This is a genomic window from Pseudomonas entomophila (genome assembly GCF_029193575.1).
In the GTDB taxonomy this organism is placed as follows: Bacteria; Pseudomonadota; Gammaproteobacteria; order Pseudomonadales; family Pseudomonadaceae; genus Aquipseudomonas; species Aquipseudomonas entomophila_G.
This window is the reverse complement of the sequence record NZ_JARGCS010000056.1, coordinates 1-18,076: the sequence shown is the minus strand read 5'-3', so window position 1 is coordinate 18,076 and position 18,076 is coordinate 1. Positions and strand designations below refer to the sequence as shown.

At 65.7% G+C, this 18,076-nt stretch carries 17 protein-coding genes and 1 pseudogene; 6 read left to right on the top strand and 12 right to left on the bottom strand.

The annotated features are described in order from the left end of the window. Window positions 1-56: 56 nt before the first annotated feature. Window positions 57-833 (top strand): AraC family transcriptional regulator, encoded by a 777-nt coding sequence (locus tag P0Y43_RS23885; RefSeq protein ID WP_275639715.1) that lies wholly within the window; start codon window positions 57-59, stop codon window positions 831-833. Window positions 834-953: 120 nt separating this feature from the next. On the opposite strand, the gene P0Y43_RS27190 is transcribed toward P0Y43_RS23885, so the two are convergent. The 5 genes and pseudogenes from P0Y43_RS27190 to P0Y43_RS23865 form a co-directional block, all read right to left on the bottom strand. Then, window positions 954-1,682 carry a methyl-accepting chemotaxis protein gene (locus P0Y43_RS27190; RefSeq protein WP_430540283.1) on the bottom strand — a complete coding sequence of 243 codons (729 nt, stop codon included), beginning with the start codon at window positions 1,680-1,682 and terminating at the stop codon, window positions 954-956. A gap of 129 nt (window positions 1,683-1,811) precedes the next feature. Next, window positions 1,812-2,744 (bottom strand): annotated as a pseudogene (locus P0Y43_RS27185) (HAMP domain-containing protein); the annotation flags it as partial. A 328-nt stretch (window positions 2,745-3,072) separates the two neighbouring features. Beyond that, entirely contained in the window at window positions 3,073-3,477 is a 405-nt protein-coding gene (cueR, locus tag P0Y43_RS23875; RefSeq protein WP_275639713.1) for a Cu(I)-responsive transcriptional regulator, read from the bottom strand. Next, window positions 3,474-5,876: a heavy metal translocating P-type ATPase gene (locus P0Y43_RS23870; RefSeq protein ID WP_275639712.1), complete on the bottom strand. Its 2,403-nt coding sequence runs from the start codon at window positions 5,874-5,876 to the stop codon at window positions 3,474-3,476. The genes cueR and P0Y43_RS23870 overlap by 4 nt, the downstream gene beginning before the upstream one ends. A 52-nt stretch (window positions 5,877-5,928) precedes the next feature. After that, the gene (locus P0Y43_RS23865) at window positions 5,929-6,315 is read right to left on the bottom strand and encodes a hypothetical protein (RefSeq protein WP_275639711.1); all 387 of its coding nucleotides are present in this window, start codon (window positions 6,313-6,315) and stop codon (window positions 5,929-5,931) included. Between the two features lie 145 nt (window positions 6,316-6,460). Between P0Y43_RS23865 and P0Y43_RS23860 the strand changes: the two genes are divergently transcribed. Together P0Y43_RS23860 and P0Y43_RS23855 are read left to right on the top strand one after the other, a co-directional pair. After that, window positions 6,461-6,658 (top strand): heavy-metal-associated domain-containing protein, encoded by a 198-nt coding sequence (locus tag P0Y43_RS23860; protein WP_275639710.1) that lies wholly within the window; start codon window positions 6,461-6,463, stop codon window positions 6,656-6,658. Window positions 6,659-6,769: 111 nt separating this feature from the next. Next, window positions 6,770-7,951: a multidrug effflux MFS transporter gene (locus P0Y43_RS23855; protein ID WP_275639709.1), complete on the top strand. Its 1,182-nt coding sequence runs from the start codon at window positions 6,770-6,772 to the stop codon at window positions 7,949-7,951. Here the strand turns inward: P0Y43_RS23855 and P0Y43_RS23850 are convergent. Next, a complete protein-coding gene (locus P0Y43_RS23850; protein WP_275640218.1) occupies window positions 7,902-8,099 on the bottom strand; it encodes a hypothetical protein in 198 nt (65 codons plus the stop codon). The two genes, P0Y43_RS23855 and P0Y43_RS23850, sit on opposite strands and share 50 nt — an antisense overlap. Window positions 8,100-8,583: 484 nt before the next feature. On the opposite strand from P0Y43_RS23850, the gene P0Y43_RS23845 reads away from it, so the two are divergent. After that, window positions 8,584-9,297: an ArsR/SmtB family transcription factor gene (locus P0Y43_RS23845; RefSeq protein ID WP_275639708.1), complete on the top strand. Its 714-nt coding sequence runs from the start codon at window positions 8,584-8,586 to the stop codon at window positions 9,295-9,297. Between the two features lie 11 nt (window positions 9,298-9,308). Here P0Y43_RS23845 and P0Y43_RS23840 read toward each other — a convergent pair whose 3' ends face one another. The 6 genes from P0Y43_RS23840 to P0Y43_RS23815 form a co-directional block, all read right to left on the bottom strand. Continuing rightward, entirely contained in the window at window positions 9,309-10,256 is a 948-nt protein-coding gene (locus P0Y43_RS23840) for an adenosine deaminase (RefSeq protein WP_275639707.1), read from the bottom strand. An 82-nt stretch (window positions 10,257-10,338) separates the two neighbouring features. After that, on the bottom strand, window positions 10,339-11,694 hold the full coding sequence (locus P0Y43_RS23835; RefSeq protein ID WP_275639706.1) for an 8-oxoguanine deaminase: 1,356 nt from the start codon (window positions 11,692-11,694) through the stop codon (window positions 10,339-10,341). 120 nt (window positions 11,695-11,814) lie between these two features. Further along, a complete protein-coding gene (locus P0Y43_RS23830) occupies window positions 11,815-12,501 on the bottom strand; it encodes an SDR family oxidoreductase (protein WP_275639705.1) in 687 nt (228 codons plus the stop codon). A 367-nt stretch (window positions 12,502-12,868) separates the two neighbouring features. After that, entirely contained in the window at window positions 12,869-13,453 is a 585-nt protein-coding gene (locus P0Y43_RS23825) for an IMPACT family protein (RefSeq protein WP_275639704.1), read from the bottom strand. 9 nt (window positions 13,454-13,462) lie between these two features. Beyond that, window positions 13,463-14,125, bottom strand: a complete 663-nt coding sequence (locus tag P0Y43_RS23820) for a TetR/AcrR family transcriptional regulator (RefSeq protein ID WP_275639703.1) — start codon at window positions 14,123-14,125, stop codon at window positions 13,463-13,465. A 52-nt stretch (window positions 14,126-14,177) separates the two neighbouring features. Next, the gene (locus tag P0Y43_RS23815) at window positions 14,178-15,095 is read right to left on the bottom strand and encodes a LysR family transcriptional regulator (protein WP_275639702.1); all 918 of its coding nucleotides are present in this window, start codon (window positions 15,093-15,095) and stop codon (window positions 14,178-14,180) included. Between the two features lie 118 nt (window positions 15,096-15,213). Between P0Y43_RS23815 and P0Y43_RS23810 the strand changes: the two genes are divergently transcribed. Then, window positions 15,214-16,560 (top strand): aspartate aminotransferase family protein, encoded by a 1,347-nt coding sequence (locus P0Y43_RS23810; RefSeq protein ID WP_275639701.1) that lies wholly within the window; start codon window positions 15,214-15,216, stop codon window positions 16,558-16,560. A gap of 69 nt (window positions 16,561-16,629) precedes the next feature. Next, window positions 16,630-18,076, top strand: a 1,447-nt coding sequence (locus P0Y43_RS23805; protein ID WP_275639700.1) for a CoA-acylating methylmalonate-semialdehyde dehydrogenase, incomplete at its 3' end; no start/stop codon positions are given.

Genomic DNA, 18,076 nt, shown 5'->3' with positions numbered 1-18,076 from the left:
GCGATAGGGCCCGCAAAGCTGATACGCTTACCGAACCCACGACAGAAACACCCGCCATGCACAGCACCGCCCCCCGCGCCATCCCCGACCTGGCCCACCTGCCCAGACCCCTCTACGCCCGTGCCGAAAGCCTCGGCGCCGGCTCCTGGACCACCCGCCACCGCCACGACTGGGTGCAGTTCTCCTACGCCATCAGCGGCGTGCTCGGTGTCTACACCAGCGACGGCAGCTATTTCGCCCCGCCACAGTGGGGGGTGTGGATACCCGCCGACACCGAGCACGAGGTGGTCACCTCGATGCAGGCGGAAATGCGCAGTCTCTACGTGCGCCGCGACGCCTGCCCTTGGGCGCCGGTAGAGTGCCGGGTGCTGGAAGTGACGCCATTGGCCCGTGAGCTGATCAAGCAATTCTGCCTGATGCCGGCCGACTATCCGGAAGGCGACAGCGCCGAGGCGCGGCTGGTGGCGGTGTTGCTCGACCAGTTGCGGGCGCTGCCGCAGGTGGGCTTTTCCCTGCCGTTGCCGCGCCACCCCGGGCTGCTTGCCCTGTGCAACCAACTGATCGCCGCGCCCGACCAGGCGCAGACCCTGCAGCAGTGGGCACGGCAACTGGAGTGTTCGGAGAAGACCCTGATGCGTCTGTTCCAGCGCGAGACGGGGTTGAGCTTTCGCAACTGGCGCCAGCGCATGCGGCTGTTGTCGTCGTTGGCGGTGCTGGAGGCGGGGGAGAGCGTGACCGAGGCGGCGTTGGCCTGCGGGTATGACTCGACGTCGGCGTATATCGCGGCGTTCAAGCAGTTGTTTGGCTCGACGCCGGGGGAGTTGCGGTTTTGAAGTGTTCGCGCCGGCCCTATCGCGGGGCACGCCCGCTCCAGGGACAGCGCAAACCCTCAGGTCGGCGCTAGGCCTTTAGTAGCGGGCTTGCCCCGCGATAGGGCCGGTACAGAAAACCCATCAGGTCTTGAACCGCCGCACCAACGCATCCAATTCGTTCGACAACCCCGCCAGGCTCTGCGAATCCTGCCGCGCCGCCTGGGCCAGCTCGGCCACCAGTTGCGCATCGCCGTGGATCTGGCTGATGTGCCGGTTGATGTCCTCGGCCACTTGGTGCTGCTCCTCGGCCGCCGTGGCGATCTGGGTGTTCATGTCGCGGATGACGTCCACCGACTCGCGGATCTGCCCGAAGCTGTCGCGCGCCAGGCCGATGCGGCTCACCGACTGTTGCGACACTTCCAGGCTCGCATGCATCTGCTCGGCCACCTCGGCGGTGCGGCTGGCCAGGTTGCCCAGCAGTCCGTCGATCTCCGCGGTGGAGTCGGCGGTGCGCTTGGCCAGCGCGCGCACCTCGTCGGCGACCACCGCGAAACCACGACCCTGCTCGCCGGCGCGGGCGGCCTCGATGGCGGCATTGAGCGCTAGCAGGTTGGTTTGCTCGGCGATCGAGCGGATGGTGCCGAGGATCGACTGGATGGCGTTGCTGTCGCGCTCCAGTTGCTGGATCGACTGCGCCGATTGCTCGATCTCGCGGCTCAGGTGATCGACGCTCTGCACCGCCGCGTCGATCTGCTGCTGACCGTCGCGCGCTTGCTGCTGGCCGCTGTCGGCCGACTGCGCGGCCTGGCTGCACGAGCGCGCGACTTCGTTGGCGGTGGCGACCATTTCGTGGAAGGCGGTCGAGACCATGTCCACCGCCTCGCGTTGGCGCCCGGCGGCTTCGGCCATGTCGCCGGAGACGCGGGTGGAGCTGGCCGAGGTGCTGAGGATCTTGCTGGCGGCGCCGCCGATGTGTTGGATCAGGCCGCGGATGGCGCCGAGGAATTGGTTGAACCAGCTGGCCAGTTGCGCGGTTTCGTCGCGCCCGCGCACTTCAAGGTTGCGGGTCAGGTCGCCTTCGCCCTGGGCGATGCCTTCCAGGCTGCTGGTGACGCTGTTGATCGGGCGCACGATGAGCTTCGCGAACGCTGCACCGACGGCGGCGAACACAGTGGCCAACAGCAGCGCGATACCGCCGATCAGATAGGTCAGGTGGGTGGTGATACTCATGGCCTCGTCTTGACGGATCAGGCCGATGAAGGTCCAGCCCAGGCGCTCGTCGGGGTAGATATTGGCCATGTAGCGCTCGCCGTTCAGCGTCACCTCGGCCAGGCCCTTGCCGGCCTTGGCCAGCTCGGCGTAGCCGCCCCCGAAGCTTTGCAGTTGCTTGAAGTTATGGCTGGCGTCGCGCGGGTCGACCATCACGTTGCCGTTGTTCTCCATCAGGATCAGGTAGCCGCTTTCACCGATCTTGATCTGCTTGACGATCTCGGTCAGGCCCTTGAGCGAGACGTCGATGTTGACCACCCCACCCGGGTTGCCGAGCTGGTTGGCCACCGTGCGCACGGTGCTGACCAGCACCGCGTCGTCGCCGGCCCAGTAGTAGGGCGCGGTGCGGAACGTCTTGCCGGGGTTGGCCATGGCGACCTGGTACCAGGGGCGGGTGCGCGGGTCGTAGTTGGCCATCGTCGGGTCGCTGGGCCAGAAGGCATAGCCGCCGTCCTTCATGCCATAGGACACGTAGGCGTAGTCTGGGTGGCTGGCGGCCAGGCGGGTGAACAGCTCGGAGAGTGCCTTGTCCTGTTCGGAGGGGGCGATCTGTGCGGCGTCGGCGGAGATGTGCTTCTTCACGTTGTCGGCGCTGGCGTTGACCAGTGGCTGGCTAGCCAGGTAGTCGACGTTCTGTGCGATGCCCTGGAAAAAAATATTCATCGCGTTGCCAACCTGGCGGATCTCCCGGCTGCTGCTGTCGAGAAAGCTCTCGCGAGCCTCGCCGCGCAGGTTCAGGACCACCAACGTGGCCACGAGGACGATGGGCAGGCCGGCGATGACGGCGAAGGCCCAGGTCAGTTTTTGCTTGATGTTCATCCACGCTCCCGGAGTTTTTCTTGTACACGCATGACGCAAGTTTTCAGGACATCGGCAGCGGGGTAGGTTTATTGAGTGAAACTCCCGGGTTCATTGGATGAAATCGCTGACAGGCAGAAGTTATCTTCCCTGTAGGAGCGGTCTTGCTCCTACAGAAGCGACAGTGGTGTTGTTAGTGGCAGCAACTGCCGCCATTGGCCAGGTCTTTGAGGATCGGACAATCCGGTCGATCGTCGCCCTGGCAGTGGGCGACCAGCTCACCCAGCGTGTCGCGCAGGCTCACCAGCTCTTCGATGCGCCGGTTCAGTTCATCGATGTGCTGCATGGCCAACTGCTTCACATCGGCGCTGGCGCGTTCGCGGTCTTGCCACAGGGTCAGCAGCCGCGCCACTTCCTCCAGGGAAAACCCCAGGTCGCGCGAGCGCTTGATGAACGCCAGGCTGTGCAGGTCTTCCTGGCGGTACAGGCGATAGCCGCTGTCGCTGCGGGCGGCCGGCTTGAGCAGGCCGATGGATTCGTAGTAGCGGATCATCTTGGCGCTGAGCCCGCTTTGCTTGGCGGCCTGGCCGATGTTCATGGAGCCTCCTTGGAGGGGATGGTGGTGGGCTTCCAGGTCTTCAGCCACAAGGCATTGCTCACCACGCTGACGCTGGACAGGGCCATGGCCGCGCCGGCCAGCACCGGGTTGAGCAGGCCGAAGGCGGCCAGGGGAATGCCGATCAGGTTGTAGATGAAGGCCCAGAACAGGTTCTGGCGGATCTTCGCGTAGGTCTTGCGGCTGATGTCCAGGGCCGCGGGCACCAGGCGCGGGTCGCCGCGCATCAGGGTGATGCCGGCGGCCTGCATGGCCACGTCGGTGCCACCGCCCATGGCGATGCCGATGTCGGCGGCGGCCAGGGCCGGGGCGTCGTTGATGCCATCGCCGACCATCGCCACCACGCCATCGCGCTTGAGCGTGGCCACGGTCGCGGCCTTGTCGGCCGGCAGCACCTCGGCGTGCACGTCATCGATGCCCAAGGCTTCGGCCACCACCTTGGCGCTGCCACGGTTGTCGCCGGTCAGCAGGTGGCTGCTGATGCCCTGGGCGTGCAGCGCGTGGATAGCTTGTCCGGCACCGGGCTTGAGGCTGTCGCCAAAGGCGAACAGGCCCAGCACCTGCGGTTGCGGCGCGCGCTCGATCAACCACGACAGGGTGCGGCCTTCGGCTTCCCAGGCCTGGGCCTGGCTAGCCAGGGCACCGGGTTGCAGGGCGCTTTCATCGAGCAGGCGACGGTTGCCCAGGGCCAGCTCGCGGCCTTCGACGGTGCCGGCGATGCCGCGGCCGGTGAGCGATTGGCTGGCGCTCACCGCCGGAATGTCCAGGCCCTGCTCGGCGCCAGCGTTCAGCACCGCCTTGGCCAGCGGGTGCTCGCTGCCACGCTGCAGTGCCCCGGCCAGGCGCAGCAGGTCGGCGGGTGAGCCGACGCTGGCCTGGCTGTGGACGATGCTCGGGCTGCCGGAGGTCAGCGTGCCGGTCTTGTCGAACACCACGCGGCTCACCGCGTGGGCTCGCTCCAAGGCTTCGGCGTCCTTGATCAGGATGCCGTGGCGCGCGGCCACCCCAGTGCCGGCCATGATCGCCGCTGGCGTGGCCAGGCCCAAGGCGCACGGGCAGGCGATCACCAGTACGGCGACGGCGTTGATCAATGCGGTTTCCAGCAGCGCGCCGTGCAGCCACCAGCCAGCCAGGGTGAGCAGTGCCAGCACCAGCACGGCGGGCACGAACACCTGGCTGACCCGATCCACCAGCTTCTGGATCGGCGCCTTGGCCGCCTGGGCGTCCTCGACCAGGCGGATGATCCGCGCCAGCACGGTCTCGGTGCCCAGCGCCAAGGTACGCACCAGCAGGCGCCCCTCGCCGTTGATCGCGCCACCGGTGACCGGGTCGCCAGGTTGCTTGGGCACCGGCAGGCTTTCCCCGCTGATCAAGGCTTCGTCGGCGTGGCTGCTGCCGTCGAGCACCTCGCCGTCCACCGGGAAGCGCTCGCCGGGCTTGATCAGCACCAGGTCGCCCAGGCGCAGGTGGCTGATGGCGACGTCTTCCTCGCGGCCCTCGACCACCCGCCGCGCTCGCTCCGGGCGCAGGGCTTCGAGGGCGCGGATGGCGCTGGCGGTCTGGCGCTTGGCGCGGCTTTCCAGGTACTTGCCCAGCAGCACCAGGGCGATGACCACGGCCGAGGCTTCGAAATACAGGTGGGGCGCCATGCCGGTGTCGGCCCTGGCCCACTGGTACAGGCTCAGGCCGTAGCCGGCGCTGGTGCCCAGTGCCACCAGCAGGTCCATGTTGCCGGCGCCGGCACGCACGGCTTTCCAAGCGGCTTTATAGAAGCGTGCGCCGAGGATGAACTGCACCGGGGTGGCCAGCAGGAACTGCGCCCAGGCCGGCAGCATCCAGTGCAGGCCGAACGGCTGCACCAGCATCGGCAGCACCAATGGCAATGCCAGCAGCAGCGCGGCGCCCACCGCCAGGCGCTGGTGCTGCAGGCGGCGCTGGGTGTCGGCCTGCTCGTCCCGGGCGGCCAAGGGGAGGGTGGCGGTATAGCCGGCCTTTTCCACGGCAGCGATCAGAACCGCGTCGCTGACGCCGTCGAGCACCTCCACATGCGCGCGTTCGTTGGCCAGGTTGACGCTCACCCGCTCGACCCCGGCCAGCTTGCCGAGGGCGCGCTCGACGCGGCCGACGCAACTGGCGCAGGTCATGCCACCCAGTTGCAGTTCGACGGTACGGCTCGGCACGCCGTAGCCGGCCTGGCGCACGGCGTCGACCAGCGCCGGCAGGCTGTCGGCCGGCGCCTGCACGCGGGCCTGCTCAGTGGCCAGGTTGACGCTGACCTGCTCGGCGCCGTTGACCTTGCGCAAGGCGCGCTCGACCCGGCCAGCGCAGCTGGCGCAGGTCATGCCGGCGATGGGCAGGTCGAAGGTGGTGGATGCAGTCATGGCTTCGCTCCTTGATCAAGCCTTGAGCATCAACCTTGCCATGCGGGTAAGGTCAATACCCCAGGCCGGCACGCTTCAACTGCAGGCCTTCATGGTCCACGGCGACACGGTACTTGCTGATCTGCCCGGCTTGCAGGGTCAGGCGCGTGCTGCGCTGGTCCTCGATGCCGGGGGAGCAGCCAGGCACCTGCCCGGGCAGCAGGCGCAGGCGCACGTCCACCGGGCCGGGCGGCAAGTTGAAGGACGTGGATTGCTCCTGGAACAGACGCCCGGAAAGCTGATCGTTGAGGTACACGCCGATCTCGCAGGTGGTGGCCACCTCCAGGCGCTCCCGGGAAATGATCAGCACGCTGTAGTCCGAGTTGCCTTCGGCGATGGCCGGTGGCACCACCGCCAACGCACCCAGCAGCCCGACGAGGCCCAATGCTGCCCTGATCATGAAACTTCTCCTGCTTGGCAAGTCGTCAAAGCCGCAGCTTGGCCGAGGCGCGCGCGGATTTCCAGCCCGGCCGCTTCGCACAGAACTTGACCTTGCCCTGATGGCAAGGTTGAAACTCGGCACACATCCATAAGGAGGCGTTCCCATGCAAGTGTTCAACGTTCAAGGCATGACCTGCGGCCATTGCATCAAGGCGGTGACCCGAGCGGTGCAGGACCAGGATGCGGCCGCACGGGTGGAGGTCGACCTGGCAGGGCGTCAGGTGCGGGTGGAGAGTGGGCTTGAGGCCGAGCGAATCCTGGTGGCGATCCGTGAAGAAGGGTATGTGGCGGAGCTTGCCTGAGGGTAATGCTGGCGCTGGAGCAGGGTCGCGAAGTTGTTACAAACCTTTTCATCTGGAGCGGTCCCGCAGCAGGTAGACTAGCGTGTTTGCTTAGCCTGCTATGGATTCTCGATGAACCTGCGAACCCTGCTGATCCTCGGTGCGCTATCGGCATTCGCGCCGCTGGCGATCGACTTCTACCTGCCCGCCTTCCCAGCCATGGCGCAAGCCTTCGGCACTGATGAAAAACACGTGCAGACCACCCTGGCCGCGTACTTCCTCGGCCTGTCCCTTGGTCAGCTGGCCTATGGCCCGGTGGCTGACCGTTTCGGGCGACGCAAGCCGCTGCTGTTCGGCGTGGTGCTGTTCACCCTGGCCTCCTTGGTCTGCGCGTATGCGCCCAACCTCGATGCGTTGGTGCTGGCGCGCTTCGTCCAGGCCCTGGGTGGCTGTGCGGGAATGGTGCTGTCACGGGCGATCGTCAGCGACAAATGCGACGCGATCGCCTCGGCCAAGGTGTTCTCGCAACTGATGCTGGTAATGGGGCTGGCCCCCATCCTCGCGCCAATGCTTGGCGGTGTGCTGGTCAACCTGGCCGGCTGGCAGTCGATCTTCCTCGCCCTGAGCCTGTTCAGCGGGGCCTGCCTGTTGGCGGTCGGTCTCGGCCTGCCCGAGAGCATGCCGGCGCACATCCCGCGCCAGCCGCTTTCGGGTGCCCTTCATCAGTACCTGAGCCTGCTCGGCGACCGGGCGTTCATCGGCCACGCCCTCACCGGTGGCATCGCCATCGCTGGCATGTTCGCCTACATCGCCGGTTCGCCCTTCGTGTTCATCAAGCTGTATGGCGTGCCCCCCGAGCACTACGGTTGGCTGTTCGGCACCAATGCCGCTGGTTTCATCCTCGTGGCCCAGTTCAATGCGCGGCTGCTCGCCAAGCACGGGCCGGCTGTCCTGCTGGCCCGCGCGGTATGGGTGTACCTGGCGGCGGCGCTGGTGCTGCTGGGTGTGGCGTCGTTGCGCCCGGCACAGTTGTGGCCACTGTTGGTACCGCTGTTCGTCTGTATCTCCAGCCTGGGGTGCATCCTGCCCAACGCCTCTGCCTGTGCGATGAACGGGCAGGGAACGCGGGCCGGCAGCGCTTCGGCACTGATGGGCTGCCTGCAGTTCAGCGTCGCGGCGGGTGCGGCGGCACTGGTGAGCCTGTTGCACGATGGCAGCGCAGTGCCAATGACCCTGGTGATCAGCCTGTGCGGGGCGCTGGTGGTCAGTGTCGCGATGCTGACTCGGCGCCTGCCGGCCAGGTTGCCTGCGTGAGCACGTGGGGGGCCTTCAGCCTCGTCTCCAGGAGGGCGACGAAGGCGCGGGCCTCCGCCTCGCTGCGAAAACTCACCACATGCTGGTCGAGCTGAACCTGCCAGGGGCAGTTGGGTTTTCGGTTCGACGCACTGACGACAATCTTCATCACGACATACCTCCAGTGGGCGAGGGCGGATGATGGAGTGTAGCGCTGCCGTTGCCCGATGCCATGGGCGCTTTCGACCTCCTGACTGACGGTCATCATGTGGCCCATCGGTCAGCCTTTTCTCATCTCGACGATCCTTCGCTTTTGCTTGCGCTACTTGGTGAAGTGTCTTGTCGGCATTGTTCCGTATGGGGCGTGGTCGCGGGCTTGGCCTGCATTGCTGCGCGCATCTTGTCTCGGGCGCTCGTCAGAGGAAATGCCTCCACCTCCCTCCACCCCCCAAGGCGCAAAGGGTGGCCGACCCCTTGGCCTGCAGGCCGCGAATCCGCAGGCCAGAGCGCGCGGCCTGCGTGGGGCTGCGGCTTATACTGGCGGCGTCGGCAGGTAACAGCGAGAGGGATTTCCCTGGAAACCTTGGAGGGTCCGCGCTGCCGGAGCTGGGTCGACCAGGCACATCACATGACTACACAGGGAGTTACGGGACATGAAAGCAGTCAGCAGCATCAGCCAGATCGCCGGCCTGATGGCCGAACCAAAACGCAGTGCCATGCTTTGGGCGCTGATCGACGGTACGCCCCGGCCAGCCGATGAACTGGCGGTGATCACGGGCGTGACCTGTTCCTCGGCCTGCGCGCACTTGTCTTTGCTGTCGGCCGCTGGCCTGCTGCGGTTGGAAGCGCGTGGGCGCAAGCGCTATTTTCGCCTGGCCACGCCGGAGGTGGGCGCCGCGGTGGAGGCGCTGGCCAGCGTGCAGCTTGGCCCACCGCCGGAGAAGCCCCTGCCGGCCAAGGCGCTGCAGATTCCGCTGTCGATGCGCAGGGCCCGACGTTGCGGCGATCACTTAGGGGGGGAGTTGGCGGTCGACCTCTACCAGCGGCTGGTATCGGCCGGCTGGTTGGAGGGCAGTGAGGAGCAACCCACGGTGAGCCTGGAGGGGCGGGTGCAACTGAGTGCCATCGGCGTCTACATCGACGCCTTGGCACCCCGTCAGCGCAGCGGCTGCGTGGTCTGTCACTGCAACGAGTGGAGCGACCAGGGCCCGCATCTGGGCGGCAGCCTCGGGCATGCGCTGCTGCAGTTGTTCCTGCAGTCAGGGTGGGTTCGTGAGCAGGAAAGCTGCCGGGCACTACAGATCTCCGCACTGGGAATCCAGAACATCAACCGCATTGCCCGGGTGCCTGCGCTGCAATTTGCCTAGTGCCTGCCCCGTTAGGCCAGGCGGGCATCCAGGCTGTTCTGCGCCAGTTGGCGGGCCTGGTCTTGTGTCATGCCCAGGTGGGTATGCAGTGCATGGAAGTTCTCGGTGACATAGCCGCCGAAATAGGCGGGGTCGTCGGAGTTCACCGTGACTTTCACGCCACGTTCGAGCATGTCCAGGATGTTGTGCTGGCCCATGTGTTCGAACACGCAGAGCTTGGTGTTGGACAGCGGGCAGACGGTCAGTGGGATCTGCTCGTCGATGATGCGCTGCATCAGGCGCTCGTCCTCGATGGCGCGCACGCCGTGGTCGATGCGCTTGACCTTCAGGAGGTCGAGGGCTTCCCAGATGTATTCGGGCGGGCCTTCCTCCCCGGCATGGGCGACCGCGACGAAACCTTCGCTGCGGGCGCGGTCGAACACACGCTGGAACTTGCTCGGTGGGTGACCTTGCTCGGAGCTGTCCAGGCCGACGGCGATGAAGGCGTCGCGGAACGCAAGCGCCTGGTCCAGGGTCTTGTGCGCCTCGTCCTCGCTGAGGTGGCGCAGGAAGCTGAGGATCAGCCCGCTGCTGATGCCCAACTGCTGGCGGCCATCCTTGAGGGCCTGGTTGATGCCGTTCAGCACCACCTCGAACGGGATGCCCCGGTCGGTATGGGTCTGTGGGTCGAAGAAGGGCTCGGTGTGGATGACGTTCTGTGCCTTGCAACGTTGCAGGTAGGCCCAGGTCAGGTCGTAGAAGTCCTGCTCGGTGCGCAGTACGTCGGCACCTTGGTAGTAGAGGTCGAGAAATTCCTGAAGGTTATTGAAGGCGTAGGCGCTGCGCAGGGTGTCGACGTCGGCCCAGGGCAGGGCGATCTTGTTGCGCTCGGCCAGGGCGAACAGCAGCTCAGGCTCCAGCGAGCCTTCCAGGTGCATATGCAGTTCGGCCTTGGGCAAGGCGTTGAGCCATTCATACATGGTGTGGGGTCTCGAATCAGGTACGGTTGCCGCCATTCTACAGGGCCTGGCCGGGCAATGCGCCCGGCCGGGCCCTGTAGCGTCAACCGGCGATCAGCGCGGCAGCGGCCTGGCGGTGGTCGGCGATCAGGCCTTGTACGTCGAGGCCCTCGATCTGCCCGTCGATGACCCGCCACTGGCCGCCGACCATCACTCGGTCGGCGCGGTCCGCGCCGCACAGCAGCAGTGCGCTGAGTGGGTCATGGCTGCCGGAAAAGCGCAGTTCGTCGAGTTTGAACAGCGCGAGGTCGGCCTGTTTGCCCACGGCCAGCTGGCCGATATCGTCGCGCCCGAGCAGGCGCGCCGAGCCACGGGTGGCCCAGCCCAGCGCGCGTTCGGGGGTGATCTGTTCGGCGCCGTAGCGCAGGCGTTGCAGGTACAAGGCCTGGCGCGCTTCGAGGATCATGTTCGAGGCGTCGTTCGAGGCTGAGCCGTCGACGCCCAGGCCCACCGGGGCGCCGGCGCTTTCCAGTGCCACGGTCGGGCAGATGCCCGAGGCCAGGCGCATGTTCGAGCTCGGGCAGTGGCAGATGCCGGTGCCCGCCGCGCCGAGTCGGGCGATTTCGTCGGGGTTGAAGTGGATGCCATGGGCCAGCCAGGTGCGTGGGCCGAGCCAGCCGACGCTGTCCAGGTAGTCGACGGTGCGCAGGCCGAAGCGTTGCAGGCAGAAGTCTTCCTCGTCGAGGGTCTCGGCCAGGTGGGTGTGCAGGCGCACGTCCAGTTCCTCGGCGAGTGCGGCGCTGGCGCGCATGATCTCGGGGGTGACCGAGAACGGCGAACAGGGCGCCAAGGCGATCTGGATCTGCGCACCCTCGCCGCGTTGGTGGTAGCTGTGGATAAGTCGCTGGCTGTCGGCCAGGATCACTTCGCCTTCCTGCACCGTCTGTTGTGGCGGCAGCCCGCCGTCCTTTTCGCCCAGGCTCATCGAGCCGCGGGTGAGCATGGCGCGCATGCCCAGCTTGCGCACGACTTGCACCTGCACGTCGATGGCGTTGTCCAGACCCTGGGGGAACAGGTAGTGATGGTCGGCGGCGGTGGTGCAGCCGGAGAGCAACAGTTCGGCCAGGGCCACTTCGCTGGCCAGCGCGAGTTTTTCCGGGGTCAGGCGCGCCCACACCGGGTAGAGGGTCTTGAGCCACGGGAACAGCGGCTGGTTGACCACCGGCGCCCAGGCGCGGGTGAGGGTTTGGTAGAAGTGGTGATGGGTGTTGATCAGCCCGGGCAGTACCACGTGCTCACGGGCGTCGAACACCTGCTGGCAGGGCGTGCTGGGTTGTTCGCCAAGGGCGAGCAGTTCGGTGATGCGGCCGTCTTCGATGACCAGCCCGCCACGGGCGTCGGCGGCATTGGCGGTGAAGATGGCAAGCGGGGACTTCAACCAGATGCGGGTCGCAGGCATGGTGCCGGCTCCTCTGAAAGTAGGTTCAGGTTAGCCAGCTCAGTGTTGCCCTGTCTGCTGATCCAGGTCCGCCGCGGGGGCGAGGCGTCGAGTCTACTGCCTCGCCGCGCGGCTTTCAATTCACCAGGTCAGGGCCTCGCCCTTGTAGTTGATGAAACGCAGGCCGCCATTGCCACTCTGTGCCTTGACCTGTTCGAGCATGCCTCGGGTGCTGGTGAGTACGTCGATCTCGGCGTTCTCGCCGCCCATGTCGGTCTTCACCCAGCCTGGGTGCATCGCCAATACGGCGAGGTCCGGGCGTTGCAACTCAACCACGAAGCTGTTGATCATCGAGTTCAGCGCCGCCTTGCTGGCCTTGTACAGACAGATCTCGTTGCCGTCGGGGATGGTCACGCTACCGAGGATCGAGCTCATGAACGCCAGCACGCCGCTGCCTTCGCGCACTTGCCCGGCCAGGCGGCGGGCCACGCGGATCGGTGCCACGGCGTTGGTGGTGAACAGCTCGCCGATGGCCTGCGGGGTGACGCTTTCCAGGTCTTGTGGCAGCGGGCCCATCACCCCGGCATTGACGAACACCAGGTCGAAGGTTTCGCCGCCCAGGCGTTGCTTGAGGGTATCGAGCTGCGCGGTGTCGTTCATCTCCAGGCGTTCGATGCGCACGCCCGGGACGTCGCCCAGGGCGCCGGCTTTCTGAGGATCACGCACGGTGGCGATGACCTTCCAGCCGTCCTCGTGCAGGCGCTGTACCAGGCCCAGGCCCAAGCCGCGCGAGGCGCCGATGACCAGGGCAGTTTTGGAGATGGGCATGTGGACGCTCCTTGATCGCTAGAAGGGAAAGGTATTGAGGATACTCCAGGTGCGCCGCACGTGCCTGCGATGAAATATGAACAAAAAACGACCAGCCCGCCCAGGCCTCGCGTGGGCGGGCGTTTGCGCCATTGGCTAACGGGTTATCCACAGGCTGCTCCACAGTAACTGTGTGCAAGCCCTCAGTGTTGCTGCATTACTCTGCATCAAGTGACTGGGGGTAACTCAAATGGATTCAGCGATTTGCGGCTGTCATCAAACGGTGATCAAAATATGATCAACAGCGTCTAGGCCATGCAAGACAAGGGTTACAGCGGAATGCCCAAAGCTTATCCACAGGCAGGCCCACAGCAGTTGTGGGCAACCGTCAAAGCGCTTCGAGGCGGATGCGCCCACGGCTGAGGTCGGCCAGTTGCAGTTGCAATGTCTCCAGGTGCGCTTCACCCAGTGCGACCTGGAGATCCACGCCATTGGCGGTGAACTGCTCGTCCAGCACCAGCCCATCGACCTCGGCCAGGCGCAGTTTGAGCAGTGCCAGCTCACTGAACGTGCAACTGCAGGCGAAGGTGCTGCGCTGCACCAGCAGGCGCTTGGGGGCTTGCTGCAGGCATTTGTTGGCGCCGCCGCCATAGGCCCGGGCCAGGCCGCCGGTGCCCAGTTGTATGCCGCCGTACCAGCGGATCACCAGCACCACCACCTGGTCGCAGTCCTGCGCCTCGATGGCGGCGAGGATCGGCCGTCCGGCCGTGCCGCCGGGCTCGCCGTCGTCGCTGCTGCGGTACTGCGCGCCGAGCTTCCAGGCCCAGCAGTTGTGGGTGGCGGCCAAGTCGCTGTGGCGCTCGATGAAGGCCATCGCCTCGGCGGCGCTGCCGATGGGGCCGGCAAGGGTGATGAAGCGGCTCTTGCGAATCTCCTCGCGGAACTCACAGAGGTCGAGCAGGGTAGAAGGCATAGGGTCGGGTCAGGCCGGCGGGGTGATGCCGCAGCCTTTGAGAATGATGTGGATAAGGTTGTTGCTGGCGTCTTCCATGTCTTGCTTGGTCAGGCGGCTGCGGCCGGTGACCTGGCAGATCTGCGTGGCGAAGTCGGCGTAGTGCTGGGTGCTGCCCCAGAGCAGGAAGATCAGGTGCACCGGGTCCACTGGGTCCATCTTGCCGGCGTCGATCCAGGCCTGGAACACCGCGGCGCGGCCACGGAACCATTCGCGGTAGTCGGCGCTGAAGTATTCGCTCAGGCACTGCCCGCCGCTGATCACTTCCATGGCGAAGATCCGCGAGGCCTGCGGGTTGCGCCGGGAGAACTCCATCTTGGTGCGGATGTACTGGCTCAGCGCCTGGGCCGGGTCGTCATCGACGCTCAGGGCGTTGAAGGTGCTGTCCCACAGCTCGATGATGTTGCTCAGCACGGCGATGTACAGGCCGAGCTTGTTGGTGAAGTAGTAATGCAGGTTGGCCTTGGGCAGGTCGGCCTTCAGCGCGATGGTGTTCATGCTGGTGCCCTTGAAGCCGTGACGGGCGAACTCGTCTTCGGCCGCCTGGATGATGGCCTGTTCGTTCTTCTGGCGGATACGGCCGGCGGGCTTGCCCGAGGCGGAGAGGCGGTGCGCAGGGACTTCAAGGGTCATGGACGTTTCCGTACGGGTCTGTGGCAACGGATGGTCGACAGATTACCTGCCTCTAGCGGGTTGCTGCCAGGCTTTCCAGGAAGCTTTCCAGCACCAGGTTCGGGCGCCGGCCCTTGCGCGTCACCCAGCTCAGGCTCAGGTCGTAGAAGCGCTGCGTTGGTTTCAGCGCGCGCAGGCGGCCTTGCTGTACCCAGAACATGGCGTAGTGGTCGGGCAGGTAGCCGATGTAGCGCCCGGTGAGGATGAGGAATGCCATGCCTTCGCGGTCCGAGGCGCTCGCGGTGCAGTGCAGCGCTTGGTAATGCGCCTGGATGTCGGCCGGCAGGCGGAAGGTCGGGGCGATGGCGTCCTGGCTGTTTAGGCGATCATCGTCGATCTTCTGGTCCTCGGCGTAGAAAAGGGGGTGGCCTACCGCGCAGTAGAGCAGTGAGCGCTCGCTATACAAGGGCTGGTATTCAAGGCCGGAGAGCGGGCTGGTCTGCGGCACCACGCCGACATGCAGGCTGCCGTCGAGCACGCCCTGCTCGACCTGGCTGGGCGCGATCATGCGGATCTGGATGCGCACGTCCGGCCCGCGGTCCTTCAGTTCGGCAAGGGCGTGGGTGATACGCATGTGCGGCAGGGTCACGAGGTTGTCGGTCAGGCCGATGTTCAGTTCGCCACGCAGGTGTTGGTGCAGGCCGTTGACCTCGGTGCGGAAGGTCTCGAGGGCGCTCAGCAGTTGCAACGCCGAGTGGTACACCTCGCGGCCTTCCTCGGTCAGCGAGAAACCGGCGCGTCCGCGTTGGCACAGGCGCAGGCCCAAGCGCTGCTCAAGGTCGTTCATCTGCTGGCTGATGGCCGAGCGGCCGATGCCCAAGACGTTCTCCGCCGCCGAGAAGCCGCCGCATTCGACCACGCTGCGGTAGATTTTCAGCAGGCGGATGTCGAAATCACTGACTTGGGCGAGAGGATCGGGACGACGGCTCATATGTTTAGCCTGGTTCTATCTGAAGATTAGAAATGTTGGGTTTTCCAAACTTTATCCCCGTGACAATTTAGCTGCAACAACGCACATCGTTGCCTAATCGTCTTGCGAGGAACCGCCGATGAACATGCCCGAAAACGCCCCGGCCGGTCTGGCCAGCCAGCTCAAGCTGGACGCCCACTGGATGCCTTATACCGCCAACCGCAACTTCCAGCGCGACCCGCGCCTGATCGTCGCGGCCGAAGGCAACTACCTGGTCGACGACAAGGGCCGCAAGATCTTCGACGCGCTGTCGGGCCTGTGGACCTGCGGCGCCGGTCACACCCGCAAGGAAATCACCGAGGCGGTGGCCAAGCAACTGAGCGTGCTGGACTACTCGCCGGCCTTCCAGTTCGGCCACCCGCTGTCGTTCCAACTGGCCGAGAAGATCACCGAGCTGACGCCGGGCGACCTGAACCATGTGTTCTACACCAACTCTGGTTCCGAGTGCGCCGATACCGCGCTGAAGATGGTGCGTGCCTACTGGCGCTTGAAGGGCCAGGCCACCAAGACCAAGATCATCGGCCGTGCCCGTGGCTACCACGGCGTGAACATCGCCGGCACCAGCCTCGGGGGGGTCAACGGCAACCGCAAGCTGTTCGGCCAGTTGCTGGATGTCGATCACTTGCCTCACACCGTGCTGCCGGTGAACGCCTTCTCCAAGGGCCTGCCGGAAGAGGGCGGCATTGCCCTGGCCGACGAAATGCTCAAGCTGATCGAGCTGCATGATGCGTCGAACATCGCTGCCGTGATCGTCGAGCCGCTGGCCGGCTCCGCAGGCGTGCTGCCGCCGCCGAAGGGCTACCTGAAGCGTCTGCGCGAGATCTGCAGCCAGCACAACATCCTGCTGATCTTCGATGAAGTGATCACTGGTTTCGGCCGCATGGGCGCGATGACTGGCTCCGAAGCCTTCGGCGTGACCCCGGACCTGATGTGCATCGCCAAGCAGGTGACCAACGGCGCCATCCCGATGGGCGCGGTGATCGCCAGCAGCGAGATCTACCAGACCTTCATGAACCAGCCGACCCCGGAATACGCTGTGGAATTCCCCCATGGCTATACCTACTCGGCCCACCCTGTGGCCTGCGCCGCTGGCATCGCCGCGCTGGACCTGCTGCAGAAGGAAAATCTGGTGCAATCCGCCGCGGAACTGGCGCCGCACTTCGAGAAGCTGCTGCACGGCGTCAAGGGCACCAAGAACGTCGTCGATATTCGCAACTACGGTTTGGCTGGCGCTATCCAGGTCGCCGCGCGCGACGGTGACGCGATCGTCCGTCCGTACGAGACCGCCATGAAGCTGTGGAAAGCCGGCTTCTATGTGCGCTTCGGCGGCGACACCCTGCAGTTCGGCCCAACCTTCAATACCCAGCCGCAGGAACTGGATCGCCTGTTCGACGCGGTGGGCGAAGCCCTGAACCAGATCGACTGATTTTTCCGACTTGGATGACAGGCGTGTCTGTACACGCCTGTTCCAACCTTCTTTAGATTGGAGTTTTGCATGAGCATCGTTCAGCACCTGATCCACGGTGAGCTGGTTTCCAAGGGCGAGCGCACCGCCGACGTCTTCAACCCATCCACTGGCCAGGCTACCCGCAAGGTCGAACTGGCCAGCCGCGCCACCGTGCAGCAGGCCATCGACTCGGCCAAGGCGGCGTTCCCGGCCTGGCGCAACACCCCACCGGCCAAGCGCGCGCAAGTGATGTTCCGCTTCAAGCAGTTGCTGGAGCAGAACGAAGCGAAGATCGCGCAGATGATCAGCGAGGAGCACGGCAAGACGCTCGAAGACGCCGCCGGCGAGCTGAAGCGCGGCATCGAGAACGTCGAGTTCGCCTGCGCCGCGCCGGAAGTGTTGAAGGGCGAGTACAGCCGCAACGTTGGCCCGAACATCGATGCCTGGTCGGACTTCCAGCCGCTGGGCGTGGTGGCGGGTATCACCCCGTTCAACTTCCCGGCGATGGTGCCGCTGTGGATGTACCCGCTGGCGATTGCCTGCGGTAACGCATTCATCCTCAAGCCGTCGGAGCGTGACCCGAGCTCGACGCTGTTCATCGCCCAGCTGCTGCACGACGCGGGCTTGCCGAAGGGCATCCTGAACGTGGTGCACGGCGACAAGGAAGCGGTGGATGCGCTGATCGAAGCGCCGGAAGTGAAGGCCCTGAGCTTCGTGGGCTCGACCCCGATCGCCGAGTACATCTACGCCGAAGGCACCAAGCGCGGCAAGCGCGTGCAGGCCTTGGGTGGCGCGAAGAACCACGCGGTGCTGATGCCGGATGCCGACCTGGACAACGCGGTCAGCGCGCTGATGGGCGCGGCCTACGGTTCGTGCGGCGAGCGCTGCATGGCGATTTCGGTGGCGGTGTGCGTGGGCGACCAGGTGGCCGATGCGCTGATCGCCAAGCTGGAGCCGCAGATCAAGGCGCTGAAGATCGGTGCCGGCACCTCGTGCGGGCTGGACATGGGCCCGCTGGTGACGGCGGCGGCGCGTGACAAGGTGCTCGGTTATATCGACGACGGCGTGGCGGCGGGCGCGCAGCTGGTGGTCGATGGCCGTGGTTTCCGTGTGCCGGGCAATGAGGATGGTTACTTCGTCGGCGGCACGCTGTTCGACCGGGTGACGCCGGAGATGCGCATCTACAAGGAAGAGATCTTCGGCCCGGTGCTGTGCGTGGTGCGGGTGAACAGCCTGGAAGCGGCGATGCAGCTGATCAACGACCACGAGTACGGCAACGGCACGTGCATCTTCACCCGTGACGGTGAAGCGGCGCGGTTGTTCTGCGACGAGATCGAGGTGGGCATGGTGGGTGTGAACGTGCCGCTGCCGGTGCCGGTGAGCTACCACAGCTTCGGTGGCTGGAAGCGTTCGCTGTTCGGTGACCTGCATGCGTATGGGCCGGATGGTGTGCGGTTCTACACCCGGCGCAAGGCGATCACCCAGCGCTGGCCGC